Annotated in this window: 30 protein-coding genes and 1 pseudogene; 13 read left to right on the top strand and 18 right to left on the bottom strand. The window is 61.7% G+C overall.

Annotation, left to right across the window (positions count from 1 at the left end; all coding sequences use genetic code 11):
• Together QD408_RS26660 and QD408_RS26655 are read left to right on the top strand one after the other, a co-directional pair.
• A pseudogene (locus QD408_RS26660) lies at window positions 1–221 on the top strand (IS110 family transposase); the annotation flags it as partial.
• 361 nt (window positions 222–582) lie between these two features.
• A complete protein-coding gene (locus tag QD408_RS26655) occupies window positions 583–1,323 on the top strand; it encodes a Crp/Fnr family transcriptional regulator (protein WP_414141373.1) in 741 nt (246 codons plus the stop codon).
• Here the strand turns inward: QD408_RS26655 and QD408_RS26650 are convergent.
• The 3 genes from QD408_RS26650 to QD408_RS26640 form a co-directional block, all read right to left on the bottom strand.
• Window positions 1,307–1,546 (bottom strand): DUF6894 family protein, encoded by a 240-nt coding sequence (locus tag QD408_RS26650; protein WP_414141372.1) that lies wholly within the window; start codon window positions 1,544–1,546, stop codon window positions 1,307–1,309. The two genes, QD408_RS26655 and QD408_RS26650, sit on opposite strands and share 17 nt — an antisense overlap.
• A 130-nt stretch (window positions 1,547–1,676) precedes the next feature.
• Window positions 1,677–1,976 (bottom strand): hypothetical protein, encoded by a 300-nt coding sequence (locus tag QD408_RS26645; RefSeq protein ID WP_414141371.1) that lies wholly within the window; start codon window positions 1,974–1,976, stop codon window positions 1,677–1,679.
• Window positions 1,969–2,262: a hypothetical protein gene (locus QD408_RS26640; RefSeq protein ID WP_088681443.1), complete on the bottom strand. Its 294-nt coding sequence runs from the start codon at window positions 2,260–2,262 to the stop codon at window positions 1,969–1,971. Before QD408_RS26640 ends, QD408_RS26645 begins: the two co-directional genes overlap by 8 nt.
• Window positions 2,263–2,548: 286 nt before the next feature.
• Between QD408_RS26640 and QD408_RS26635 the strand changes: the two genes are divergently transcribed.
• Together QD408_RS26635 and QD408_RS26630 are read left to right on the top strand one after the other, a co-directional pair.
• Window positions 2,549–2,920, top strand: a complete 372-nt coding sequence (locus QD408_RS26635) for a hypothetical protein (protein WP_414141370.1) — start codon at window positions 2,549–2,551, stop codon at window positions 2,918–2,920.
• A gap of 101 nt (window positions 2,921–3,021) precedes the next feature.
• Window positions 3,022–3,297, top strand: a complete 276-nt coding sequence (locus tag QD408_RS26630; protein ID WP_414141369.1) for a hypothetical protein — start codon at window positions 3,022–3,024, stop codon at window positions 3,295–3,297.
• A 48-nt stretch (window positions 3,298–3,345) separates the two neighbouring features.
• On the opposite strand, the gene QD408_RS26625 is transcribed toward QD408_RS26630, so the two are convergent.
• Window positions 3,346–4,065, bottom strand: a complete 720-nt coding sequence (locus QD408_RS26625; RefSeq protein ID WP_414141374.1) for a Crp/Fnr family transcriptional regulator — start codon at window positions 4,063–4,065, stop codon at window positions 3,346–3,348.
• Between the two features lie 195 nt (window positions 4,066–4,260).
• Here QD408_RS26625 and QD408_RS26620 point away from each other — a divergent pair, with 195 nt between their 5' ends.
• The 3 genes from QD408_RS26620 (at window position 4,261) to QD408_RS26610 (ending at window position 5,433) form a co-directional block, all read left to right on the top strand.
• Complete coding sequence (locus QD408_RS26620; RefSeq protein WP_414141368.1) at window positions 4,261–5,046, top strand: Crp/Fnr family transcriptional regulator; 786 nt, start codon at window positions 4,261–4,263, stop codon at window positions 5,044–5,046.
• A gap of 64 nt (window positions 5,047–5,110) precedes the next feature.
• Entirely contained in the window at window positions 5,111–5,263 is a 153-nt protein-coding gene (locus QD408_RS26615) for a hypothetical protein (protein WP_190237404.1), read from the top strand.
• Window positions 5,263–5,433 carry a hypothetical protein gene (locus QD408_RS26610; protein WP_414141367.1) on the top strand — a complete coding sequence of 57 codons (171 nt, stop codon included), beginning with the start codon at window positions 5,263–5,265 and terminating at the stop codon, window positions 5,431–5,433. Before QD408_RS26615 ends, QD408_RS26610 begins: the two co-directional genes overlap by 1 nt.
• 76 nt (window positions 5,434–5,509) lie before the next feature.
• Here the strand turns inward: QD408_RS26610 and QD408_RS26605 are convergent, their stop codons facing one another.
• The 8 genes from QD408_RS26605 to QD408_RS26570 all read right to left on the bottom strand — a co-directional run bounded on the left by QD408_RS26605 (window position 5,510) and on the right by QD408_RS26570 (window position 13,663).
• Window positions 5,510–6,037, bottom strand: a complete 528-nt coding sequence (locus QD408_RS26605; protein WP_088681580.1) for a sigma-70 family RNA polymerase sigma factor — start codon at window positions 6,035–6,037, stop codon at window positions 5,510–5,512.
• Window positions 6,038–6,155: 118 nt separating this feature from the next.
• Window positions 6,156–7,868 (bottom strand): glycoside hydrolase family 32 protein, encoded by a 1,713-nt coding sequence (locus QD408_RS26600; RefSeq protein WP_414141366.1) that lies wholly within the window; start codon window positions 7,866–7,868, stop codon window positions 6,156–6,158.
• Between the two features lie 4 nt (window positions 7,869–7,872).
• Window positions 7,873–8,766 carry a carbohydrate ABC transporter permease gene (locus QD408_RS26595; RefSeq protein ID WP_414141365.1) on the bottom strand — a complete coding sequence of 298 codons (894 nt, stop codon included), beginning with the start codon at window positions 8,764–8,766 and terminating at the stop codon, window positions 7,873–7,875.
• Window positions 8,759–9,691, bottom strand: coding sequence for a carbohydrate ABC transporter permease (locus tag QD408_RS26590; RefSeq protein WP_414141364.1), 933 nt, complete (start codon window positions 9,689–9,691; stop codon window positions 8,759–8,761). The genes QD408_RS26595 and QD408_RS26590 overlap by 8 nt, the downstream gene beginning before the upstream one ends.
• 75 nt (window positions 9,692–9,766) lie before the next feature.
• Complete coding sequence (locus tag QD408_RS26585; protein ID WP_414141363.1) at window positions 9,767–11,059, bottom strand: ABC transporter substrate-binding protein; 1,293 nt, start codon at window positions 11,057–11,059, stop codon at window positions 9,767–9,769.
• 35 nt (window positions 11,060–11,094) lie between these two features.
• The gene (locus QD408_RS26580) at window positions 11,095–12,099 is read right to left on the bottom strand and encodes a LacI family DNA-binding transcriptional regulator (protein WP_414141362.1); all 1,005 of its coding nucleotides are present in this window, start codon (window positions 12,097–12,099) and stop codon (window positions 11,095–11,097) included.
• Window positions 12,100–12,523: 424 nt separating this feature from the next.
• Window positions 12,524–12,844, bottom strand: coding sequence for a hypothetical protein (locus tag QD408_RS26575; protein ID WP_414141361.1), 321 nt, complete (start codon window positions 12,842–12,844; stop codon window positions 12,524–12,526).
• A 123-nt stretch (window positions 12,845–12,967) separates the two neighbouring features.
• A complete protein-coding gene (locus QD408_RS26570; protein ID WP_414141360.1) occupies window positions 12,968–13,663 on the bottom strand; it encodes an NUDIX hydrolase in 696 nt (231 codons plus the stop codon).
• 128 nt (window positions 13,664–13,791) lie between these two features.
• Here QD408_RS26570 and QD408_RS26565 point away from each other — a divergent pair, with 128 nt between their 5' ends.
• Both QD408_RS26565 and QD408_RS26560 read left to right on the top strand, forming a co-directional pair.
• A complete protein-coding gene (locus tag QD408_RS26565; RefSeq protein WP_088681433.1) occupies window positions 13,792–14,826 on the top strand; it encodes an SPFH domain-containing protein in 1,035 nt (344 codons plus the stop codon).
• Window positions 14,813–15,751: a sugar kinase gene (locus tag QD408_RS26560; RefSeq protein ID WP_414141359.1), complete on the top strand. Its 939-nt coding sequence runs from the start codon at window positions 14,813–14,815 to the stop codon at window positions 15,749–15,751. The genes QD408_RS26565 and QD408_RS26560 overlap by 14 nt, the downstream gene beginning before the upstream one ends.
• Window positions 15,752–15,772: 21 nt before the next feature.
• On the opposite strand, the gene QD408_RS26555 is transcribed toward QD408_RS26560, so the two are convergent.
• From QD408_RS26555 to QD408_RS26540, 4 genes are all read right to left on the bottom strand, one after another.
• On the bottom strand, window positions 15,773–16,384 hold the full coding sequence (locus tag QD408_RS26555) for an AAA family ATPase (protein ID WP_414141358.1): 612 nt from the start codon (window positions 16,382–16,384) through the stop codon (window positions 15,773–15,775).
• 111 nt (window positions 16,385–16,495) lie between these two features.
• Window positions 16,496–17,089, bottom strand: a complete 594-nt coding sequence (locus tag QD408_RS26550; RefSeq protein ID WP_414141357.1) for a shikimate kinase — start codon at window positions 17,087–17,089, stop codon at window positions 16,496–16,498.
• Window positions 17,090–17,097: 8 nt separating this feature from the next.
• Window positions 17,098–17,280 carry a hypothetical protein gene (locus QD408_RS26545; RefSeq protein ID WP_414141356.1) on the bottom strand — a complete coding sequence of 61 codons (183 nt, stop codon included), beginning with the start codon at window positions 17,278–17,280 and terminating at the stop codon, window positions 17,098–17,100.
• A gap of 150 nt (window positions 17,281–17,430) precedes the next feature.
• Window positions 17,431–17,862, bottom strand: coding sequence for a GFA family protein (locus tag QD408_RS26540; protein ID WP_414141355.1), 432 nt, complete (start codon window positions 17,860–17,862; stop codon window positions 17,431–17,433).
• Between the two features lie 965 nt (window positions 17,863–18,827).
• Between QD408_RS26540 and QD408_RS26535 the strand changes: the two genes are divergently transcribed.
• From QD408_RS26535 to QD408_RS26520, 4 genes are all read left to right on the top strand, one after another.
• Window positions 18,828–19,112: a hypothetical protein gene (locus QD408_RS26535; protein WP_414141354.1), complete on the top strand. Its 285-nt coding sequence runs from the start codon at window positions 18,828–18,830 to the stop codon at window positions 19,110–19,112.
• A 303-nt stretch (window positions 19,113–19,415) separates the two neighbouring features.
• Entirely contained in the window at window positions 19,416–19,781 is a 366-nt protein-coding gene (locus QD408_RS26530; protein ID WP_414141353.1) for a hypothetical protein, read from the top strand.
• 593 nt (window positions 19,782–20,374) lie between these two features.
• The gene (locus tag QD408_RS26525) at window positions 20,375–21,454 is read left to right on the top strand and encodes a YihY/virulence factor BrkB family protein (RefSeq protein ID WP_414141352.1); all 1,080 of its coding nucleotides are present in this window, start codon (window positions 20,375–20,377) and stop codon (window positions 21,452–21,454) included.
• Between the two features lie 118 nt (window positions 21,455–21,572).
• Window positions 21,573–22,856 (top strand): cystathionine gamma-synthase family protein, encoded by a 1,284-nt coding sequence (locus QD408_RS26520; protein WP_414141351.1) that lies wholly within the window; start codon window positions 21,573–21,575, stop codon window positions 22,854–22,856.
• A gap of 48 nt (window positions 22,857–22,904) precedes the next feature.
• On the opposite strand, the gene QD408_RS26515 is transcribed toward QD408_RS26520, so the two are convergent.
• The gene (locus QD408_RS26515; RefSeq protein WP_414141350.1) at window positions 22,905–23,318 is read right to left on the bottom strand and encodes a cupin domain-containing protein; all 414 of its coding nucleotides are present in this window, start codon (window positions 23,316–23,318) and stop codon (window positions 22,905–22,907) included.
• A gap of 41 nt (window positions 23,319–23,359) precedes the next feature.
• Window positions 23,360–24,124, bottom strand: a complete 765-nt coding sequence (locus QD408_RS26510; RefSeq protein ID WP_414141349.1) for an SDR family oxidoreductase — start codon at window positions 24,122–24,124, stop codon at window positions 23,360–23,362.
• Between the last annotated feature and the right edge of the window lie 360 nt (window positions 24,125–24,484).

Raw genomic sequence — 24,484 nt, 5'->3', positions numbered from 1 at the left:
GGGCGCGCGTGCGCAGAGCGCTGTTCAATGCCGCCTTACCGGCGTCGCAGCGCTGGAACGAGGTGCTGGTGGCGCTCTACAGACGCCTCGTCGAAAAAGGTAAAGCCCACAGAACGGCCCTCATTGCATGTGTGCGCAAACTTATCATCTTCGCCAACACAGTCCTCAAACGCCAAACCCCGTGGGTAAAAAATCCCCCGCCGCAAAGGTCTTCAGCTTAATGGTTGCGCTTCTCCCCGCTGGGGAGAAGAGGGAGAATGCCGCGGTCTCATCCGTTCCTCGGACTTCAGCCGGGAAAGAGATATGTGGCGCTGCCACGAGTCTCTTCTCCCCAGCGGGGAGAAGGTGCCGGCAGGCGGATGAGGGGGCGCCGCATACAGAGTTTCATTATGTGTCTCACCCCTCATCCCCTTGAATCTCCACAATGATCCCTTCCCAGCCCTCCTCCCCGGTTTTGTCAAAACCGCACAAAACCTCTCATAAATATGGCTATGCATACCGTTTTGGAGCATAAGCTGATGACTGCCGTGATCACGAAGACTGTCCGGTGTGAGCGCGGGTTCCTTCTCGCAGGAGACGGTCATGGTAGCACCGCGTCAGCGCGATATTCGTAACCTGCTGTTGAAGGCCCTTCCTGCCGATGCCTTCGACATGATCGTCGCTGATGCCGAGCTCATCCCGTTGCCGGTCAAACATGTGCTCGTCGAAGCCGACGAGCCGAACGAGCATGTCTGTTTCATCGAGAGTGGCCTGGCATCGATGGTGGCGTCGAACGGTGAAGACGAAGCCGTCGAAGTCGGGCATATCGGGTTCGAAGGCATGGCGGGATCGCATGTCGTCCTGAAGACGGACAAGACGCCCAACCGGACCTTCATGCAGGTCGTGGGAACAGGCTTTCAGGTTCCCATCCGGACGTTCAAGCGGATGCTGTTGGAATTTCCGGCCGTCAACGATCTGTTCCTCAATTATGTCCATTGCTGCGACATACAGCTTGCCCATTCGGCGCTCGCCAACGGGCGCTACAACATGCATGAGCGGCTCGCCCGCTGGCTGTTGATGTGCCATGACCGTCTTGACGGCAACGACCTGCCGCTGACGCATGAATTTCTGGCGCTGATGCTCGGCGTGCGCCGCTCGGGCGTCACGAACGAGCTGCACGTCATCGAAGGGCTGCGCGTGATCAAATCGACGCGGGCCAATGTCCGGATTCTCGACAGGGAGCGGCTGGAAGAGATCGCCGCCGGCAGCTACGGCGTTCCGGAGCGGGAATACGAGCGCCTGATCGGCCTCAAGGTCCGGCGCCTGATCAGTCGGCGCGCCTGATCGTATCGGTGAAGGCCACGATCTGGAGCACGGCTCCCCGCTCGTCGCAGATGTGGATCTTTCTCGCCGAGATATCTCTTCCCGAAAGCACCGCCTGGCTCATCAGCGCTCTCGCATCCTGCACGGCTTCCCGCCTGGCGTCCTCGATCGTCGCTAGGTCCGAACCCTCGAGATCGATGACCATGCCGGCATTTGAAACGACGTTGAAATAAAATTTTGGCATCAGTCGCCTCATCCTTGCAGAATGAATGGCATAACTCGTGGTTCGGTTCCTCGGAAAAAGAACCTCCTCTCTTTCAAAACAGCAACGGTATCATCGTTGTTCCCGCTGCCGTCGCGGCCAGGCGTGTCCATCAATGGGAGGTTTCGGCGGCGCCGGTTCGAAGACGTACCATCGCGGCGCGAAGATCCAGAAGTTCCATAAGAATATTTTCCCAATATTCGTCGTCCGCCCTCGATATCGGTATGATCGAAGCGCTGATCATGGGAAGGAGACGATCGAGGGCCTGATATTGATCGAAGGCGTCGTCCGGGACGCCTTCGCGGAGATTGCGGAGATCGTCGACGATCTGCCGCAGGACGATCTGCCGATCCGCGAAACCGAGACCGGAGCAGGCGGACGTCACGGGAGCGCCGTGCGGGCTCCTATCCATGGTGGCACGCCACGGCTTTCGCCTGCGGGGCCGGCAAAGGCGGCGCATTCGCCGCGGCCGGCAGGGTTTTCAGATCCAGATGCATGTGCCGCATCAGGCCGGTGAGCCTGTGTTTGTCGCGAATGCCGCATTCGAACCAGGATACGAGTTCCCTGGCGACGTGCTGCGCCTGCGGACTGGCGATCCCGCATGATTTTTCCTGGCACCATGCCCGAAGGACCGCCGTCAGCATCGCCACGTCATCGGGTTGCAGTCCCGGTTTAGTGATTCCCGAATGATGGATCATCGGCCCTCCTCCCTTTATATCAGGCGATCCTAAACTTCGGGTCCTCGATTTCAACCGCTGGTGCGGAAGCGTACGGATCAGGTCAGGCTGCTCGATCCCGGGCACCGAGGGGAACCACGGCGGCTGCATCGGGTTCGGCAGTCACGACGCAATGAACATCGCGTGACAGGCATGAATATGGTAGGCATGGTGAAGGTGCGGACCGCCCGATGTTTGAACCGCCGTTAAACAGCATGATCCTCGTGAAACCGGAATTATCACAGGCGTCCGCCATGAAATCGTTCGTATGAAATCGCTCAGCCCGCTGGCCGGCAAGACGATCCTCATCATCGGTGGGGCCGGCTTTCTGTCGAAGGATGCCAGGGCCGCATTTGTTGCGCGCCAGGCGCTGCTTGCGGGCCCGATCGTCGTCTCCTGCGCGATGGAGTGCCTGAGCAAGGGCCTTATGTTCGATGCGGTGATCATCGACGTGACGATATCGGACGAGGCGATGCTCTGGATGAACGACTGGCTGGAGACGCGGCGAATCCCCTTCATCTTTGCCCATGACGAGCGGCACGAAACGCGCCCCGGCGGTTTCGTCCTCAGCGGGCGCCCTTCCGATATCGAGGCGATGATCGCTGCCTTGTTCGGGCGAGACCCGTCATATTACCACTGAGATGTTCGCTTTCGTACAGTTGGCTCGCCGATGCTGTTTTGACCTCAATCGAGTCCCATATTCAGAGGCATGATGAAAAACCCTGGACCAGGGAGGACGCCATGCTCGATTCTCAGTCCATTCATCTGACGACGCTCGACTCGGCCGATCTCCACCGTCTCCAGGCCGTTTTGGGGGCGATCTGCTGTGAGGCCGGCAAGCCGAAGTGCTCACCTGCGATGCAGGAGATCGCGGCGGTGCTGATCAGGCTCTATCGCCATGGGGTGACGGAGGAGGACAAGCTGCTGTCGCTCGGCCTTATGGCATTGACGCAAAAGGTGTCTTCTCCGGTTGCGGCCGATAGCGTTCAGTCGCCGAGCGAAGCGGCCCGCCCCTAAACCATCGGATGAAAACATTGCGGTCCCTCGCCGTAACGATGTCAGTTCTCAGCGCGCGAGATCCTTGCCGATCAGCCGCCGGTATTCCTCCTCGGCCGCTCCATAAGATCCATGCGCCTCTTCGATCAATCCCCGCCGGTTGAGGATGACGATCTGCCGCCGCGTGGAGCGAATCAGCCCCTTGCCTTCGAGCAGATGCAGCGCGACCGTGACGCCGGCGCGGCGCACGCCGAGCATCACCGCCAGAAACTCGTGGGTCAGCCAGATGGTCGCGCCGTCGGTCCGGTCGTGAACCATCAGCAGCCATCGCGCCAGCCGCTCCTCGAGCTTGGCGTGGCCGTTGGCGAGCACCGTCGACGTCGTCTGCGCGAGCAGCGCCTGGACATAGGCAAGAAGCAGGCTGCGTAAGGGGCGGCTTTCCTCCATCGCGGCGGAAAGCACCGCCGCCGGCAATTTGAAGCCATGGCCGGAGACCTGCATGAACGTCCGGTTTGCGGACTGATTGCCGCCCAGGATAACCGCGGCACCCGTCATGCCTTCGCGGCCGACGATGCCCACTTCGATATCGCGCCCGCCCGGAAATCTCGCCACGATCGAGGCAAGCCCTGATTCGAGAATATAGACGTCGCTGACCGGGCTATTCTCCATTTCAAGGATCAAAGGCACCTCGAGATCGACGGGCTCCAGATGCGGCAGCAGAAGTTCCCGCTCCTGCGGCCCCATGGCGCGCAAAAGTTCATTTCGAAAGTTCAATTCCTGATTATCCATGTCCATCCGCGCATCAAGGATGCGATCCTCGCTGCGGGCGAACCTAACCATCTAGAATCGTTGAGCAATACACTGTGCAATAGCGTACAGACCGGCGGGCGTGTCGCATTCGGGCCAATGAGGCTAGCGCAGGGAACCAAAGGTCGTTCCGCGCGTTCGCCTTGGCGAACTTAGTAACCCGCCGGAGGGTGAACATTGGCACCTACGACACAACCCAGGGAAAATCGCCTGCTGGCGCTCTTGCCGGAGGAGGTGTACAGGGCTGTCGCTCCCCGTCTCGAACCCTGCCCCATCCCGCGCGGCTTCATGATCGTCCATGCCGATGCGCCGATCGAATATGCCTATTTTCCCTGCTCGGGAATAGGCTCGGTCATCAACGTCTCGCCTGAGGGCAATCGCGTCGAGGCGGGCTTGTTCGGCCGCGATGGTTTTTCGCCGACCGCTGCGGCGATCGACGCCGGCATCAGCATCTCCGAAGTCACCGTCCAGGTGCCGGGTTTCGCTTACCGGCTGCCGCAGGCTGCGCTGTTGGATCTGATGAGGACGCAGCCCGTCTTCGCCGGCCTCCTGCACAAATGCGTTCATGTGCTGGCGACACAGGCCGGTTTCACCGCGCTTTCCAATGCTGTCCATGAAATCAATGAGAGGCTCGCCCGCTGGATCCTGATGTGCCACGACAGGATCGATGGCGACCGGCTCGCTTTGACGCACGAGTTCATCGCCCTGATGCTGGCGGTCCGGCGCCCGAGCGTCACGACGTCGCTCCACGTGCTCGAAGGCAAGCATTTCATCCGCTCTCTCCGTGGCATGGTGATCGTCAGGGATCGCGCCGGGCTGGAGGAATTCGCTTCCGACGCCTATGGCAAGGCGGAGGAGGAATATGAGCGGCTCATCGGTCCTCTGAGGAAATCCAGGCGCGATGTGAGGATCGAAAGTGCTGGAGCTTCCTTTGTGTCTCCGAAAGGACGCACGGCCCTCTGAAGCACGGTCCGCCTGGAACATTCCGCCTGTCGCCTGGTTCGGTGACCGAAAGAAGGAGGCAGGGATGACTCAGGCAGCAGAACGGCGCGCCTTCATGATTTATATCGGAGCCATCGTGGCGGTCGGGCTTGTGATCGCGCTCGGCGCCGCGATTTCGTCGAGTTCGGGTACGGGAGGCGATCGATCCGCGCCCTTGTCGAGGGAAGCGAACCCCTGATGGAACAGCGCAAAGACAGCCCGATATCGGCGAACCACTTGAGCGCTGGACAGCGGCGGAGCCGTCTCAACGGCCTGCAGATCGCCGTCACCCTGATCGTGACGGTTTCTGCCGTTGCCTTCCTGCTCTATGTCACGATCCTCGTCTACGGTTTCATGATCCGGATGTGAGCATGATCGTCCAATCCGATCAACTTGCCGAGGTGGGCTGACAATGCCGGGAACTGTTTCAGCAAGGGTGGCGGAATCAATCGATGAGTTGGTTTCCGAGCAGCGTCTGCAGGGATTCGCGGGCGCGGTTGACGCGGCTTTTCAGCGTGCCGATCCGGCAGCCGCATATTTTGGCGGCCTCCTCGTAACTCGTGCCGGCGGCAACCAGCGTGAGCGCCCGGCGCCGGTCCTCGGAAAGAAGCTTCAGCGCCCGCTGCAGCTCGCGTTCTCTCAGCGCCCATTCCTGTGTCGGCGCGGTGGCGATCTGTTCCATCGCCGTGTCGATACCGGTCGGCTCTCGCTTCTGGCGGCGGTAATTGCTGCAGAAGCTGTTGCGCAGGATAGTGAAGAGCCATGATTTGAGGGAGGTGCCGGGATGATAGAGATGAAGCGAGTTCAATGCCTTCAGCAAGGTCTCCTGCACGAGATCGTCGATGTCATCATTGTTGCGCAGGAACCTTCGCGCAAAGGCGCGCAGGGCAGGCGTCAGGTCGACGATCTCGGACTCGATTGCGGAGGGTTTTTTGCTGTGCGTCGCAGGGCGTACTGAAGACAAGGACATGATTTTTCTCTCCTCGGATGAGAAGGAAAGTTCCAGCCGCTCTATTCGTTGCTGTACGGTTCCGGACAAATGCGCCGTTTTCATCGATCGGAAGATGCCGCGGAGCGGGCTCCCGGGCAGATCAAAGACCGAGCTGCCAGATTTCGGCGGAAAGCACATTCCCCTCGGGCGCGATGAGACGCACCGCGCTTACGCCGCTGAAGCCGGGCAGCCGCTTGGTTCCGGTCCAGCGGCCATCGTCGGCGAAGACCTCGATCGAGCCTGCATCGAGGAATATCCGGATGGCCGAAGGGCGCGCTCCGGCGGCGATGTAGCGAGGTGATGTCTTGGCATTCGCCGCCGAAAAGGGAATGCTCAGCCCCTCGTCGTTCAACAGAACCTCGACCGCCGCCTCCGGATGTTGGAACGGCAGGCGGAACGCCTTGCCCGGCTCCTTGAGGGTGAGCAGGATTTCGACGGCGCCGTTGGCGAGATCGACGGCCCGGCCGTCCAGAAGGCCAGCGGCATCCAGCCGGCGCTGCCGCAGGCTTTCCACGCCGGCGACCGGCGGCGTGATCAGCGCCCCCTCGTGCAATGCCATCAGGCGCGGCAGCGTCATCGCCGTGGCCATGTCGATCTCCTTGGAAACATCGGTCCAGTTCGCGAGCCATGCGATGCCGACCGGGCCGCTGCCATCGACGAAGGCCTGGAAGGCGTAGGCGTCGGTGCCGAAATCCAGCTCCTGTTCGAATTCTACAGAGAAGCTGCGGCCATCGAAGCGCCCGACGGTCGCAATCGTCATGTTGCGCCGGCCGGTTGCCGGGTCGCGGCTGGTGAGAAGACCGAAGATCAGGGCCCAGCGCGTTGACGGATCGTTCGCGGCACCATCGAGAGGCACCAGGCAGGGGCACTCCGCCGCCGTCATGCCGAAGCGGTTTTCGCGATGGAGCATGCCGAGGAAGGTCCATCCCGCCGCAGCAGCCGGATCGTCCGTTTCGTAAAGCAGGATGACGCCGCCGTCGCGGTCCCGCGTGCCGAGCAGCATCTTCCATTTTCCGTCCGGGCCTAAGAAGACATAGGGATCGCGGAAGTCTGTCGTCAGGCCGAGCCCCGCGGGCCGCGCCGGCAGGATCAGGCTTGCCGGTTCGACGTTGACGAGGTCGCGGCTGGTGGCCGTGAACTGAACCTGCTCCTCCGGTTCCCGGTCCTTCATATGCTCGGTGAAAAAGATGCGAATGCCGGCGCCATCGAGGGGGATCGCCGAGCCGGAAAATGCGCCGCCGCGCCCATCGGCCCGCGCGGCGAGCTCGTCCGAAGGCGGAAGAAAGATCGGAAGATGGGTCCAGCGGAGATAATCGTCCGAGACGGCATGCCCCCAATGCATGTTGTTCCACCGAAGACTATGGGGATAGTGCTGGTAGAACAGGTGCGCCCTGCCGCCGAACCTTCCGAACCCGTTGGGATCGTTCATCCAGCCGAAAGGCGGGCGGAAATGATAGCCGCCGGCAGTCTCGGGCGCGGCATTGGAAGGCCTGACATGCAGCAGCCGGATGCCCTCATCGAGAACGCGGGATTGCCGGAAGGCATAGAGAATCGAGACGTCTGTCGTCGCGGAATCGTAGGAGAAGGCGGCTTCTCCGCCGCTTTCCAGCGTCAGCGGCCGAAACTCGAATTCATCGGGATTTGACGTCTCGACAGCCCCGGCCGGATCACCATCGACATATGCGGTCAGCCTTCCCGGCGCGCCGCCATGCGAGGCCTTGATCCAGGCATGGACCACGGTTCCCGCCGGCAGGACGGCGCTGATCGTCTCCAGCCCGCCTTCGTCGGACGGAGACATCGCTTGGCTTGTCATCAATTCAACCTTTCACGGCAGAGCCGATAAAGGAACTCACGAACCAGCGCTGGAATGCGAGGTAGAGCCCCAGGATCGGGATCATCATCAAAACGGAGGCGGCCATCGCACGATCCCAATATATGCTGTCCTGCCCGAAGAAGGTCGCGATGGCGACGGCGATCGGCCGGGCATAATCCGTCTGCGTGACCAGGATCGGCCAGAGATACTGGTTCCAGGTCTCGATGCCCATCAGGATCGAGACGGTGGCAAGCGCGGGCAGGCTGAGCGGCAGGAAAATGGAGCGATAGGCCCGGAAGAAGGAGGCTCCGTCCATCTCGGCGGCTTCCAGCAGTTCCTTCGGCAGCTGCGTGAAGAACTGGTAGAACAGGAAGATATAGAGAGGGCTCGCGACCCAGGGCACGATCTGCACCGCGAAGGTGTCGGACATTCCCGCCCTGGAAACCATGATCACGAGGGGCATGATGATGCTTTCCTGCGGGATCACATAGAGCGCGATCACCACCGACAGGATGACCGCCCGGCCCCGGAGCGAGCCCCAGGCCAGGACGAAGCCGGCCATCGAATTGACGATCAGGCCGGAGCAGACAGTCGTGACCAGGATGATCAGCGAGTTGATGAGGTAACGGCCGAAGGCGAGTTCGCCCGAGAGGTGGCCGACCTCCGCATAGTTGGAGAGCGTCGGGTTCGAAACCCAGAAGGCCCGGAAGCTGCCCATGTCGGCCAGGATCTGGAACCGGTCGTCCTTGAGGCTCGCCACGACGAGGAGCAGCAATGGGGAGACGATCACCAGGGCGATGATGAAGATAGAGACCGTCTGGATGGTGCGCAGAACCCTTGCGGCGGAACGAGGCCGCGCCGCGCGGCTCTCTGGGATCGAGAGAGCGATATCAGACATCGAAGCGCCTCAGGAGCTGGCGCTGGATCAGCGCGATGATGAGAACGATCACGAACAGGATGACCGAGACGGCGGAGGCATAACCCATCTTCTGCTCCTCGAAGCCGGCGCGGACCATGTAATGCACCACCGTCTCGGTGCTGCTCTTCGGCCCGCCCTGCGTGAGGATGGCGACCTGGGTATAGAGCTTGAACGCCTGGATGGTGGTGATCACGAGCACGAAGACATGGGTCGGCCGAAGGCCCGGCATCGTCACATGCCAGAAGCGCCGGAAAGCATTCGCGCCGTCGATCTTGGCGGCATCGTAGAGTTCGTCCGGAATGCCCTGAAGGCCGGCGAGATAGACGATCATCTGGAAGCCATAGGCCTGCCAGGCCGAGAGCAGGACGATGGAGAACATCGCCCATTCGGGATCGCCGAGCCAATCGATCGGCTGGATCGCGCCTCCCGAAATGAAGCCGAGGATCTGGTTGAGCGGCCCCGTGGGATATTGGAAAAGGGTGCCCCAGATGACGCAGACCACGACCATCGAGGTGATCGCCGGCAGGAAGAACATGCCGCGCAGCAGATTGCGGAACGGCAGCTTCTGATGCAGCAGCAGGGCCGTTGCGAAAGCCAGGCCGCATTGAGCTGGAATGATCCAGAAGGTGAAGCGCGAGACGTTCCAGAGCGCGGTCCAGAAAAGATCGTCCTGGAAGATGCGGATGAAATTGTTGAACCAGACGAACCGGACCGGCGTCGGCCGCGGCACCAGAGGCTGGTTGGTCATCGCCGTCCAGAAGGACAGGAGGAACGGCAGGATCAGAAAGACGGTCAACAGGATCACGGCCGGCGCGAGCATCGCCGCCTCCTGCATCAGGCGTCCCCTGTCATGCCGGCGCGTCTTTCCGACCGACGTCGAAGATGTCGATTGTTGCATGACCATGCAGATCCTCCTCTCCAAGCCTGCCGCTTCCGCCCTGCGATATCCGGCGAAGACCTCGCAGGGCAGCGATAGCGGCTATTGCTGATCACCGAACGGCGGATATCCGTCGTTGTCCTCGATATCCTCGTCGATCTTTTGGGCGGCTGTTGTGAGCGCCTCCTTGGGATCGCCGCCATTGAACACCTCGTCGACGGCCTGCATGAAGGCGGAGGTGATCGTGGGATAGGCCGGGTGCGGCGGACGCGCGACGGCTGTCTTCGACGCCTGCTCGAAGGCGATCGCCATCGGGCCGCCATCGGCATAGAGCGGAGATTCGGCGGCGAAGCTCTTCAAGCCGGGATAGCCGGACTGGCTTGCGACATAGGCGCGGAACTCCTTGTCCTTCAGCAGGAAGCTGATGAACTTGGCCGCGATATCGGGATGCTTCGAGGTCTTGGTGATCGCCCAGATCCAGGTGCCGTCGGGGCTCGCGCCCTTTGCGCCGAACTTGGGAAGCGGCAGGACGACGATGTTGTCCTTCATGGTCGCTGCGGCCTCGGCATAAACCCAGTGCCCGCCGAGTGCCAGTGCCGCTGGATTGCCTTCGGCGTAGAACTGGTTGGTGCCGGCCGACTGCGGCACGACCCAGCCGTTCTTGACCCATTTCTGCATCATGGCGAGAGCATCGACGCAGGCGTCGCTGTCGAGCGTGCCCTCGGATTTCCAGGCCTTGCGGTCGATCAGGTCGCAGCCTGCCGATTGCAGGATCGGCCCATAGGCATAGGTGATCCATTCGGTCTTGATGCCGTAGCCGCGGAATGTGTCGATCGGCCATTTCACGCCGTCGAGCTTCGAAAGCTTTTCGAGATAGCTTTCGAACTCTTCCCGCGTCCAGGCATCGTCGACGGATTTCGGGATGCGGGCGCCGATCGCTTCGAGGTATTTCTTGTTGCCGTAAAGAACGACGGAAGAGTCCGTCAGGCCGATCGCATAGAGATCCTTGTCGATCGGGTATGTGCCCTGAGCGATGTTGGACTCCGTCATGTCGTCGAGGAGATCCTTGTCGATCAGCGGCTTGATCGGCTGAAGATAACCCGACCAGACGTAGTTGGCGAGGAACGGCGCATCGAGTTCCATGACGTCGGGCAGTTGCTTGGCCATCACGGCCGCGCTGAACTTCTCGTTATAGGCATCGTGCGGCGCATAGATGAACTGGATATCGACATCGGGATTGGCGGCCTCGAAGCGCTCGGCCACCTTGCCATAGGCGGCGACAAAACCGGGATCGCCCTGATGCATGACCTGGATCGAGGTCTTTTCGGCTGCCTCAGCCCATGTGGCGGTCAGCGCCGAAGACAGGATCAGAGATAGAAGTAAACGTTTACCCATTAGAATTCCTCCTCAATTGAATGGGTCTGCTCAAATTATACGGATGCCCGCTCCACCAGCTGGAACGGCAGTTTCTGCACTCCGACCGGGGGCCGGTCTTCGGCAAGCAGGATGTGCGCGGCCTGGCGGCCCATGGCGCGATGCGGAAGCGCCATGGTGGTCAGCGGCGGATCGAGACGCGAGGCGATCTCGACCTGATTGTCGAAGCTCGCGACGGCGACGTCATCGGGAATAACAGCGCCCGAGCGGCGCAGGGCGGCATAGACCTCCATCGCCACGCGATCGTTGCCGCACAAGATGGCATCGGGACGTCGCGGACCCGTCATGAGATCGTGCACATGCTGAGGGACAAGGCTGTGGGCGCGGTCGCTGTAGATGGCCTTGCTGACGGCGGGCAAGACGATGGCCCCTGCCCCATCGATGCCGGCGTGATCGAGCGCCTGGCGAAAACCGAGTTCGCGCAGTTCCCCGGCGAGCAATCCCGGCAGGTTGATGAAGGCGACATTGCGACGGCCCGCCTCGATGAGATAGGCCGTAATCTCGGCCGCCGCTCCCGTTTCATCCGGCACCAGGGACGTCACACGGTCGTTGGCATCCCGGCAATTGATCATGACGCCCACGGTGTCGGCAAATTCGGGCGGCAGGTCGACGCTCTTGTGATACATGGCGGCATAGGCAATCGCGCGCGGGCGAAAGCGCCGCATCTCATCGAGGATCGACGCCACGCTGCGATGGCCGCCGAGCGTCATGGCGAACACGGCCATGTCAGCCGCACGCACGGCGCCGTCGAGGCCCCTGATGATCTCCGTCGCGAATGGCGACGTGATCAGGTCGTCGGCGACGAGCCCGACGAGCGGCATCCAGCCCTGCCGCATGCTGCGGGCCGCGAAATTGGTGACATAACCGAGTTCCTCGGCAATCTCCTTGATCCGCTGCCGGGTTTCCTCCGACATGCGCGCCGAGCCGCCATGCAGGGCGCCGGACACGGTCTTGACGGAAACGCCTGCGCGGGCGGCGATGTCGTTGAGTGAGGCGGTCATGGGTTCGCTTTGGGTTATCGGTTACCCATATCGGTACCAATCCTCTTTCCCTGAGTCAAGCGGGATGGCTTCCTGGCTCAGCTCAGTCGATCTCTTCGGGAATGAAACCGCCGGTCTGGCGTTTCCACAGGCGGGCGAAGAGGCCGCCCTGCTCGATCAGTTCCTCCGGCCTGCCTTCCTCGTAGAGGTTCGGGAGGCGAAGCTGTGGAAAGGTGGGTTAAGTTATGAGCGAAGACATTGCGGCATACTCCCTTCTCCCCAGCGGGGAGAAGGTGCCGGCAGGCGGATGAGGGGGCCACACAGCACAGCCTTCATTGCCTTGCTTTCACTCAGCACAACAACAACAAATGTTCTGCCGTGTGGCCCCCTCATCCGACCCTTCGGGCCACCTTCTCCCCGCTGGGGAGAAGAGGGAGCAAGCCAATCAGTTATTATGCGCTGCGCAGGCTTCGTCCATCGGGGTGGCGTTGCTCGTGCCGCCCTGGGTCTGGAGATTGTCGGAGTTGTTGACCGGGTTGGGGCACTTGGTCTTGTCCATCTTCATCGTGCCGCCGGCCGTGGAGCCTGTCGTGGTGGTATCCATCGCCATCGGCTTCTTGGTCTTGGTGTCGGTCGTGGCGCCGCCGCCCTGATCGGCCGCGTTCTTATCGATCGTGGCGCCGGCCGGAGCCGGATTGGACTGGGCGAAAGCCGACGTGGCCATGCCGAGGGCGAAAAGCGAAGCTGCTACGAGTTTCATACGCATCCTGATATCCTCCTTGGAGATCTTTGCGTGGTTGGCTCAAGCACAACCTCGGCGGCAGATCATTGTTCCGGTGCCGGCGCTGACAAAAGCAAGGGAACGAGCGGAGCAAAGGCGGGGAGCGGCTCAGATCCTCCGGTCGAAGAGCACCAGGGATTGGGCGTCCTTCAAGCGAAACATCTGGGCGGGCCGGTTGCTCGCCCGGCGCATTTCGCCCTCGACCGGCTCCAGGAAATCGGCTTCGGCCATGCGTTTGCGAAAGGCCGATTTGTCGAGCTTGCGGCCGAGAAGGCTCTCATAGACCGATTGCAGCTCGCTCAATGTGAAACGGACAGGCAGCAGATGGCCGGGCAGGTTCGTATATTCGACCTTGCTCCGGATGCGTCCGAGCGCTTCCTTCAGAAGAAGCGCATGGTCGAAAGCGATGGAAAAACCGACGCCCTCGCCCTCGATCGCCCGCCATTCGGCGTCCCCAGCTATCGCGTCCTGCCGTTTGGCGACGTCATCGGCCGAAAGCAGCGCGATATAGACGATGCTGATGCTCCAGCCCCTCGGGTCCCGATCACGGCTTCCCGTCGTTTGCAGCTGTTCGAGATAGGGTGTTTCAACGCCGGTCTTTTCCTTCAGCACCCGCCGCGCCGCAGCTTCCAGATCCGCATCCTCGTCAATGTGGATCCAGCCGCCGGGCAAGGCCCATTCGCCGGAAAAGGGCGCGGCCGCTCGCCGGACGAGAAGCACGGCGAGCCCTTCCGGCGACAGCGAGAAGATCGCAAGATCGACGGTCGCGATCGGTTTGAAGGCGTCGTTGTCATGTGTGGTCATGGTGGGAAGATAACACGCACTCGCCTTAGTGTAAATATTCAACTAAGTTAGTTGACATTTATCACTAAGTCGTGTTTTCTCCGTTTCGACACGAGCGAGGGGCTCGCGCCAGCAACAGGGAAACGGACATGTTCGGACTGCGCTTCATCAAGACGGAACCCACGCAATACGTCATCCAATATCAAAACGGCAAAGCCATGCGCGAGGGCGCCGGTCTTGCCTTCTGGCATTTTTCGCCTTCGAGCTCCCTCGTGCTCGTGCCGACCGCCAGCGTCAACGATCCTTTCATCTTTCCTCTGGTGACATCGGACTTCCAGGAAGTGACGGTGCAGGGGCAGATCACTTACCGCATCGCCGAGCCGCGCCGCACGGCGGCACTTTTGAATTTCACGCTCGATCGCAGGGGCCACTATGTCTCGGAAGATCCGCAGAAGCTTTCGACCCGGGTGATCGACCGCGTCCAGGTGGCGATGCGCGCGGAGGTGCAGACGCTGTCGCTGAAGGAGGTTCTGGCTTCGGGCGAGGCGCTCGTCGCCGGCGTGGCCGAGGCGCTCAAGGTGCATCCGACGATCGAGGCGCTCGGCCTCGAAATCCTCGGCCTGTCGCTGCTCGCCGTCATGCCGAAGGCTGAAACCGCCAAGGCGCTGGAAGCGCATGCCCGCGAAGCGCTGCTGCGCCAGGCCGACGAAGCCATCTACAGCCGCCGCAACGCGGCGATCGAACAGGAGCGGACGATCCAGGAAAACGAGATCGCCACCGAGATCACGCTGGAGAACAAGAGACGGCAGGTGCGCGAAGCCCAGATGGAGGCCGAACGCGCCGTGCAGGAACGCCAGCTGCAGATCAGGCGGGAAGAAATGGCCGGCAAGATCGCGCTCGAAGAGCAGAACCGCGACCTGGTGACGCTGGCGGCGACCAATGCGCGGGCCGAGGCCGACGCCCAGGCCTATGCGATGACCGCGATGATGAAATCCTTCGAGCAGGCCGATCCGAAAGTGCTGCAGGCGCTCGCCTCGGTCGGCATGCAGCCGGGCCAGCTCATGGCGCTCGCCTTCCGCGACCTCGCCGACAATGCGACGAAGATCGGCCAGCTGAACGTCTCGCCCGATCTTCTCAGGGAGATCTTGCAGCCGCAGGAGGGCAAGGACCGTGCCGGCCTCTGACGAACGCAAGATCATCCTGGTCGTCAGGCCGACCCGGCTCGACGAACTCATCGCCCGCTACAACACGGTGCAGCAGGCGCAGTTCTATGTCGAACATCTCGGCGCCGATTTCAGCGATTACCTCGCCGAGAAGAGGCGATACGAAACGGCCATTGCCGAGGTGGAGGCGAGCCTGCGCGCCGTCGCCCGCGTCCAGCGCCTCGACCGCCGCTACCTCGCGAGCTTCGTTTTCGGCCCCGACGATGTCGTCGTCGTGCTCGGCCAGGACGGGCTGGTCGCCAACACGCTGAAATATCTCGACGGGCAGCCGGTCCTCGGCGTCAACCCCGATCCCAAGCGCTGGGACGGCCTGCTGCTGCCCTTCAACCCGAAGAGCCTTCCGAGAGTGATCGGCGAGGCGCTGAAAAACAAGCGGCCGATCAAACATGTCAGCATGGCCAAGGCGACGCTCAACACCGGCGCCGTCATCCACGCGGTCAACGACCTCTTCATCGGCCCGAAAAGCCATGTTTCTGCGCGCTATATCCTGCAGGCCGAAGAGCGCGAGGAGCGCCAGTCTTCCAGCGGCATCATCGTCTCGACAGGCATGGGCTCGACCGGCTGGCTGAAGAGCCTCTATTCCGGCTGGCTCGGGGCCGCGAGCGCGCTCGGTCTCGAACCCACCGACCGGGAGATCGACATGTCCTTCGCCTGGGATGCGGATTATCTGCGCTACTTCGTACGCGAACCCTTCCCGAGCCGCACCACCGGCACCACCATCGTCGCCGGTCTGGTCTCAGAGGGCCAGCCGCTGACGATCGTCTCCGAAATGCCGGAACACGGCGTCATCTTCAGCGACGGCATCGAGGCGGATTTTCTGGAGTTCAACGCCGGGACGCGCGCGGAGGTGACGCTGGCCGAGCGGCAGGGGATGCTGGTGGTGTGAGAGGTGCTGAGGATCGGATGGTTATGGCAGGGTAACGACAACGTTGCCCTGGAGCGAACCGAGATCGCCGGCTGTTACCCTTAAGACATGATCGCGAATGGCTGCCGCGCTTGCTTCCGCCGACTTTGAAGTGACATCCAAATTCAGCGTAAATGGCTGTTGAGGGTCGAGGACCTGGGCTCGTCTGCTTTTCTCCCTGGCAGCCTGCACGTCAATCGACTTTAATCGTTCGCGACGCGCCGGCGTGGTAACGCGGCGCGCCAACTCCTCTTCGTCACAGTGCAATCTCACGGGCACCAGCAGCGCCTCGCACTGTTGGGCCGCGCCGGCAATCTGCTGAAAGGTGCGATTGCTGCGCTCATCACCTTCTACGCCGGCATGCGTGAAAATGAAATTCGCCGAGGGAGGGCCATAGGCGACGATCGCATCCAGAACAGCCTGCCGAACTCTTCCGGTATATTCCCATATTCCATTCGGAAGAGGCGTCGTTCCATCGTCGTCGAGCAGACGCAGTATCGGATTGTTGAACCAATGATTGTCAATGACCTTTGCTGCTAGGAGCGGACTTAGTTCTCTGGCGATCGTCAGCTTTCCCACGCCAGGAAAGCCCATCAGCAAAACGAATAGGCTCATCGCGGTCCTTCCAATGGCACCGTTAGATAATATCCAGCCGCGCGGTTGCGAGAAGCCCTTCAGCCGGGCAGCACTTTCACGCCGGGAACGAGCGATCAGGCCGACATGCCTTTACGGCATTTTGCCTTCTGCTGTCTTTCCCTCGGCGATGGCGGTCAGGATTTCCTTGACCATGATGTCCTTGCCCACGTCGCGGGAGAGAACCGTGAGATCGGCTTCCTCGTAAATCGGATAGCGCGCATTCATCAGGTTCTCGAGGGTCTGTTTCGGATTTTCGGTCTTGAGCAGAGGTCGTTCGCCATGTCTGCTGACCCGGCCCCACAGCAGGTCGAGATCGGCCTTCAGCCAGACGGAAAGGCTGCTGCGCTTGACATGCTGGCGCGTGCTCTCATCGATGAAGGCGCCGCCGCCCGTCGAAACGACACGCGGGCCGCCCTCGAGGAGACGCTTGACGACGCGCGTTTCCAGCGCCCGGAACTCCAGTTCGCCATAACAGGCAAAGAGTTCGGTGATCGTCATGCACGAAACACGCTCGATCTCGGCATCGGTATCGACGAAGGGAATGCCGAGCTGCCGTGCGACAGGTCGGCCGATCGAGGACTTGCCGACCCCCATCAGCCCGACAAGGACAAGATTGCGCCGACCCAGCGCAGCGCGCGCCCTGTCTTTGAGGCTTTCGGCAAGGGTCAGGACTTGTTCGCTCATCGGCCCAGTCACAATTCTTCGGCAAAGGTATCGTCAAATGCGCCGGTAGCGTCAAGCAGCCGATGGGCGGCTGTCTTCTCGATTTGCGGCGCGGGAAAATAACACATTGATTTTGTTTGGACGGTTTTCATTGCGGAAGTGATATTGAGATTTGCTTCCGCCACCTCTTGCGGGCGCCAATGGTGAGCCAATGGCTGCATTACCCGTGTACAGGTGCGAAGGTGATGCTTGAACCGTTCCTTTTGCCATTCTGCAGCGTGGCGGCCATAGCTGACATGAGCCGGTGTGGGCGCTTCTTCCGTTCTGCCCTTGTCGAGGAGCTCGATCGCGTCTCCGGATTGCTACTCATTACCGGCCGCGGCCGCTGGTGAAACCAATCCGCGTTGTGCATGCTTCATCCCATCCGGCAGCTGAAACCAATCATGTCTCGTTTCCTCGTAGACGGAAACCAGGGGCGGCGGAAATGCCGGGTCTGCGAAAGCGCCGACGGCGATGACGCAGAGGTCCGGGTTGAAATCGCCTTCCCAGTAGAGAGACGTGCCGCAGTCTGGGCAGAAATGAAATCGCACCTTGCGCCCCTGAGCGGCGTCACGCTCGAACACCTTCCACTCTCCTTCGATCGTCACCTCCGTCTTCGCGAAGATCGCACCGCTGCCCGCCACCGCACCGGTTCGGCGCTGGCAATCGCGGCAGTGACAGATGCTCACCGTGAGCGGATCGCCTGACGTCTTTGCGCGGAGTGACCCGCAATGGCATTGCGCAAGTCTATTCATCTGTCACCTCTGTTGCTTTTGCTGATTTGGTTCGTTGCTTCTGATGAGAAGTGTTGGAGGATATCGCGCCGGCACTCAAGAGGCCTTCGAAGGGCGTGGATGCGCCTTGTGCCGGGTGGGTGCAAGGAGACGTCGTGGCGAGTCCTTCGAGGCTCTGCCCGCGGCGGCGCACCTCAGCATCAGCGGCATTGGAGGATGCCGCGGTGCTCACGAGAGCCTCACCCTGAAGTGCCCCGGCAGGGGCCTCGAAGGGCGGGGCGGGTGCTCCGGTGCTGATGGATGCAAGGAGCGATGTTGCGGCGGGTCTTTCGAGGCTCCGGCCTTTGGCCTCCGCGCCTCAGGATGAGGGAAGTTGGAGGATGCCGCGGTCTGAGGTGCCATCAGGGCCTCGAAAGGCGATGCGGGTGTGCGGCGTTAAGGTGAAAGAAGCCCGGCGGGGGAGAGGGCGCCGGGCTTCGATAGTGACCGACAGCATGGGAGGAGAAGTGCTGTCTATCGGGCCAAAGCAGCCAGGAGGGGCAGCGCTTCGGCTCGTCACGAGGTAGTGTCGCAATGCGGCGAATTCAAGCCGTAGGCTGTGTCGATATGGTACAGAAGATGTAGCGGGCGCGGTGTTGTCCGCGGACAACGTACCAAGATGCGCTTGTCGACCGGTCCGTGGATGTGCCGCAATTCAATGGCGCTGCGCGAGCGAGGCTCGCCATGCGGCCTTCGATCAGGAGAAGATCAAACGAGCCTATCCGCTTCGGCTCGTGAGTTGCTGATTTCAATTCGCGTCGCCCTGGCCGATTCTAGCAATAGCAGGATCTCCCAAGAGGCGTTGGGAGCAACCGTGCCGAAATCGATACTGATGCAGCTTGGCTCGAGCAGCATCGAATGGATTGCGCCGGATAGATCCGCGCTCGGGTCGTGCCGTTCATCCTCCGGGTCGAGCCACAAACGAAATCATCCGGAGAGATCGTCATATGGTTGCCGATCGAGGTTATGCCGGATCGACGCGTCGTCCCACCCTTGCCGATGAAGTCCACACAACAGAGTCGGTCGAACAGCTTGCTCTCGTCGCTCAGTCGCAACTTTATCTCGGTTGTTCCCCGAGCGCAGTTCGCCAGTTGTTTCTGAGCGAAGCTGCGGAATCGAGTGACATGGAGATTGCGTGTGCGAGAGACGAGAGCAGCGAGATCCATGAAGCGAAACTGCCGGCATACCGGCATGCCGGTAATTGTGCTCTTTTCCTGAAGCAAGAGCCTTGACTCGGCAGCGGCATGACCCGGCACGATCCAACGGATCTCGAAAGCGACTGCTCCGTTGTCCGCGGACAACGGGCGACTGGGCGACTATCCTAATCCGTGAGGTGATGGGCAGTTGGCGTCGGCAATCTGCCTTCCCAGTCGATCCATATCTTGAGCAGAAAGCGTCCGCAGGTTAATGTCCCAGCCTGGAAGCCCATCCGAACCTGCTGCCGGGTTGAAGGGCTGCGTGGAGTTTCTCGGCGACCATGTTCACCAGGGTCGAAGCGTAATCGGCAGACTTCGGCCAGGGACTTGGATCGTCATATGCTGAACCCATCCATCAGGTTCTCGCCTGCGAATATCGCCGCTCTGAAGAAGGCTCTGCGGAGCCAATATCCACACATCAAATCGTCGCATCTCGATGAGGCGATCGCCGCGTCGTTCGGCTTCAAATCCTATGCCGCCATGCGTCCGGCGCTGCATCAGCTTGTCGCCTACGCCCGGCTGGTCGTCGAGAGCGATCATCTGCTGCTTCTGCTTCGTTTGGAGGAGCTTGGGTATCGAAACATCGCGCGGGAGCCGTTGCGCCGTCTCGTCTGGAATATCGAGTTTCCCGATGACCGATACGACGGCGAAATCGAACAGGTTATCCGGGCACGCAGGAGGCCTACGGCGGCCAATGCCGGATAGCTCGCGCATCGGTCGCCAAGCCGCAGGCTGCCGCTTGAGTATTGGCGGCAGAGGCGACGCGCATTGGAGGTGGCCGAGAGAGCGTGGCGGAAATCGCGCATGCTTCGATGGCTGGCGTCCGAAGCCGGCACTGTGAAGTCATCTTTTCCCGGGATAATGGTCGCTGCTATTGTTGCCGATTGCCGCTGGCGCTATTATTTATGGGGCATATGATGTAGCGTCTTTACGCTGCGGATTGCCGGTCGCCGCTGCCTGACAGGCTCCGGATTTGGATGGTGGCAGGCGGAATTCAGGTCTTCGGCGTGTCAATTCGCCGTCTCCGGGGCCGCAAAATCGCCGCTCCCGGCGGACATGTGAGAAATCATCAGTATCGCACTAACGAAACTAAAGTCTCATTTCACTTCCGTAGTGGAAATCGGTTTTAATAAAATCAGTGGCTTGTAGGTCGCGAAGCTGGCGCGGGATCTTCGCTCAAACGCGCCATCGGCGGCCGCCACTCCCCTCCCCCGCCCCGGATTTTCGCAGGAAAGCAACAGCTTGCATCCTTTAGCCGCACCCGGCGTTATCCCCGAAGCAAATCAGAGGATAGGGTAATGGCTGATGGGCTCCAGCTCAAGAGATATCCGCTCGCCGCCGCGATGATCGTGGCTGCGGTCGGCGCGTTCGTGCTGGTTCAGGCAAGGCAGCGCGGGTCTCTCACCCCGCCCTCTGCGGCCGGCTGGTCGGGTGACGATCATGGGCGCAGCGCGGCGACGCCGGAGGCCATTCCGATGAGCGGCCTTCGCGATGTGTTCTGGCGCGTCTTCCATGAGGTCCTCGACGACCGGGTCACTCTCATTGCCGCAGGCGTGACCTTCTATCTGCTTCTGGCGCTGTTTCCGGCGCTGGCGGCCCTGGTCTCGCTCTATGGCCTGGTGGCCGATCCCGTCACCATCTCCGAGCATCTTCGGGAGCTTGCCGTGCTCCTGCCGCCCGGAGCCTTCGATCTTCTTGCCGACCAGATCACGGCGCTTGTGGAAAAGCGCGACAGCGCGCTCGGCATCACCTTCTTCGTCGGTCTCGGCATTGCGCTGTGGAGCACGCATAGCGGCACGCTGGCGATCTTCGATGCGATGAACGTCGCCTATGAGGAGAGGGAGAAGCGCAGCCTGGTGCGGCTGAACCTGATCGGCCTCTGCTTCACGCTCTGCGCAATGGTCTTCGCGGTCGTCATGGTGGCGCTCGTCGGCGTGATGCCTGTCGTGCTCTCCTATCTCTGGCTCGACCAGTTCAAGGAGCACATGGCGCTTCTCCTGAGATGGCCGCTGCTTCTCTTCGTCGTCGCGGTGGCCGTGACCCTGGTCTATCGCTTCGGCCCGAGCCGCGAGCCCGCCAGAATCCGGTGGATGACATGGGGCGCGGGGCTGACCGCGCTCGCCTGGGCCGCCATGTCGCTCGGCTTCTCCTTCTATCTCGAGCATTTCGCCAATTACAACGCGACCTACGGCACGCTCGGCGCGCTGATCGGCTTCCTCATCTGGATATGGCTATCCGTCGTCATTCTCATCGTCGGCGCGGAGCTGAATGCCGAGCTGGAGCACCAGACGGCGCGGGACACGACGACGGGCCATCCGCTGCCGATGGGCGCGCGCGGCGCTTATGTCGCGGATACTCTGGGCGAAACGGTGAGCTGAGCATCCGAGCATGGTTTTCGGAAGACATCATGCTCCACTCTTCAATCGAGCAGTCTCGGTGACTGCTCCCCGAATTGATGTATCCTATCCTTCGGCAGGTTCGACAGAGGAGACGATCATGACCGCCCCGCATCCTTCCAAAACCCATATCGGCAATCATGCGCTGCATCCCGAAACGCAGATGCTGAACTACGGCTACGATCCCGAGCTTTCGGAAGGGGCAGTCAAGCCGCCGGTGTTCCTGACCTCCACCTTCGTCTTCAATTCGGCCGAGGATGGCCGCGACTTCTTCGATTATGTCTCGGGCCGGCGCGAGCCGCCGGCGGGCAAGGGCGCCGGCCTCGTCTATTCGCGCTTCAATCATCCGAACAGCGAGATCGTCGAAGACAGGCTCGCCGTCTATGAGCGGACGGAAAGCGGCGCGCTGTTTTCCTCAGGCATGGCGGCGATCGCCACCACGCTCTTCGCCTTCGTCCGGCCGGGGGATGCGATCCTGCATTCGCAGCCGCTTTATGGCGGCACCGAAACCCTGCTGGCAAAGACCTTCCTCAATTTCGGCGTCGCCGCGGTCGGCTTTGCCGATGGCGTCAGCGAGGCATCGGTGCAGAAGGCGGCGGATGAGGCGCTCGGCAAGGGCCGCGTTTCCGTCATCCTGATCGAGACGCCGGCCAACCCGACCAACAGCCTGGTCGACGTCGCGATGATCCGGCGCGTGGCCGATGCGATCGGCGCAAGGCAGGGGCATGTGCCGGTCGTCGTCTGCGACAATACGCTGCTCGGGCCGGTCTTCCAGCGGCCGATCGAGCATGGCGCCGATATCTCGCTCTATTCGCTGACCAAATATGTCGGCGGCCATTCCGATCTGATCGCCGGCGCCGTCCTCGGGCGCAAGGCCGTCATCAGGCAGGTCAAGGCGCTGCGCGGCGCGATCGGCACGCAGCTTGATCCGCATTCCTGCTGGATGCTCGGCCGGTCGCTGGAAACGCTGCAGCTGCGCATGGAGCGGGCGAACAGCAATGCGCGCGCCGTCGCCGATTTCCTGCGCGATCACCCGAAGGTCGAGACGGTCCATTATCTCCCCTATCACGATCCGGACTCGCCCTCGGGCCGCACCTTCGCCGCGCAATGCACCGGCGCCGGCTCGACCTTCTCTTTCGACATACGCGGCGGCCAGCCGGCCTCCTTCAAATTCCTGAACGCGCTGCAGGTCTTCAAGCTCGCCGTCAGCCTCGGCGGCACGGAGTCGCTCGCGAGCCATCCCGCCGCCATGACGCATTCCGGCGTGCCCGCCGATGTCAGGGAGCGCATCGGCGTGCTGGAATCGACGATCCGCCTGTCGATCGGCATCGAGCATCCGGATGATCTCATCGCCGATCTGGAACTGGCGCTGCAGGCGGTTTGACCGGGCAACGCAACCGATGCCCGGCGGCGCCGGGCATCGGGCATGACGTCATTTGTCGTCGATCGTCAGTTCCGTCTCGCTCGTATCCAGCACGAAGACAGCAAGCAGTTTTGCCGGCTCGGTGTCGCTGGCATTTGCGCTGACGCTGTGGTGATCGCCGGGAAGTTCGGCGAAGCTTTCCCCGGCTTTATAGGTCTTTGTCGGGCCATCGTTCACCGCGCTGCGGATCGAACCTTCGAGAACGGTGGCATAGATGAAGGCCGAATTCGGATGGGTATGGCCGGGCGACATGCCGCCGGGCTGATATTCCACCAGCACGCCCTTCATGCTCTTGCCGGGAACATTGGGAAGCTTCTGGTCGAAAACGACTGTTACTTTGGCTTTTTCGCCTCCGGCGTGAACCGGGGTGCCGGCGGCAAGGACGAAGGCGAAGGCCGCCGCCGAGATCATTTTCCTGGGCATGTCTGGTCTCCTCGGATGATGGGAATGGGCGACAAGCGCTATCAGGCGCTCTTTTTCTGGGGCGGCTGCTGGCTCAGCCAGTCGTCGAAGCGGATCTTGCCGAGCCGTGCATTGGCGCCGGTGACGAGCGATGTGTCGTCGAGCTCGACGCCGAAATAGCGGGCGTGCGGATCGGCCGTCACCTGGCGCGGATCGCGCGTCGCCTTGAAGAGGCGTGTGACGATATCGGTCAGGCGGATCTTTTCCGGACCCCCGATCTCGATCGTGCCGTTCACGGGGGTGGCGAGCGCTACGTCGGCCATGACGTCTGCGACATCGTCCGAGGCGATCGGCTGCAAATAGGCCGGCGACAGATGCACGGTCTGGCCGACCGTGTTGGACTGGGCGATGCCGGCCATGAACTCATGAAACTGGGTGGAGTGGACGATGGTGTAGGGAATGCCGGAGCCCTTGATCAGTTGTTCCTGGGCCATCTTGGCGCGCATGTAACCGCTGCCCTGCAGCCGCTCCATGCCGACGATCGACAGCGCGATGTGATGCTTCACGCCGGCCGCAGCCCCCGCCTTGAGCAGGTTGCGGCCCGAGGTCTGGAAGAATTCGAGCACGGCCTTGTCCTCGAAGGAGGGCGAGTTGGCGAGGTCGATCACCACCTCGGCGCCCGCAAGCGCTTCGGCGACACCCTTGCCGCTGATCGTATCGACGCCCGAATTCGGCGAAGCCGCCAGAACGTCATGCCCCTTCTTGCGCAATCTCTCCACGGTCTTCGAGCCGATGAGCCCGGTGCCGCCGATGACGACGATCTTCATGGTAATCTCCCTTGTTTACGAGGAATGTCCTCTGTTGATCTGCCTTTGCTGAAATGATGGCGAGCGAACTGCTCGAATTGCCGAAACCGCGCGCCTCACGAGGCCAGGCGGCTTCATCGGCCGGAACCGATCGCCAGCAGAATGCGCCGGATCGCGGGCTTGAACCATTCTCTCTCGGTCGCTGTCGACCTATGCCAAGGCAGTAGGGCGGCTAGTCCTGCGATCGAAGGAGCTTGCGGAAGTGGAGGGGGTGCGCTCGTGCCGCGGGGCGGAGCCAAGGAGAAAGACCCCTCCCCAACCCCTCCCCACAAGGGGGAGGGGCTAAGGCGCCGCACCGTTTCGCGTAACCCTTAATTTAAT

The sequence above is a fragment of the Rhizobium sp. BR 249 genome, assembly GCF_047445895.1.
In the GTDB taxonomy this organism is placed as follows: Bacteria; Pseudomonadota; Alphaproteobacteria; order Rhizobiales; family Rhizobiaceae; genus Rhizobium.
The sequence above is the reverse complement of the archived record's forward strand: the minus strand, read 5'-3'. Positions and strand labels throughout refer to the sequence as shown.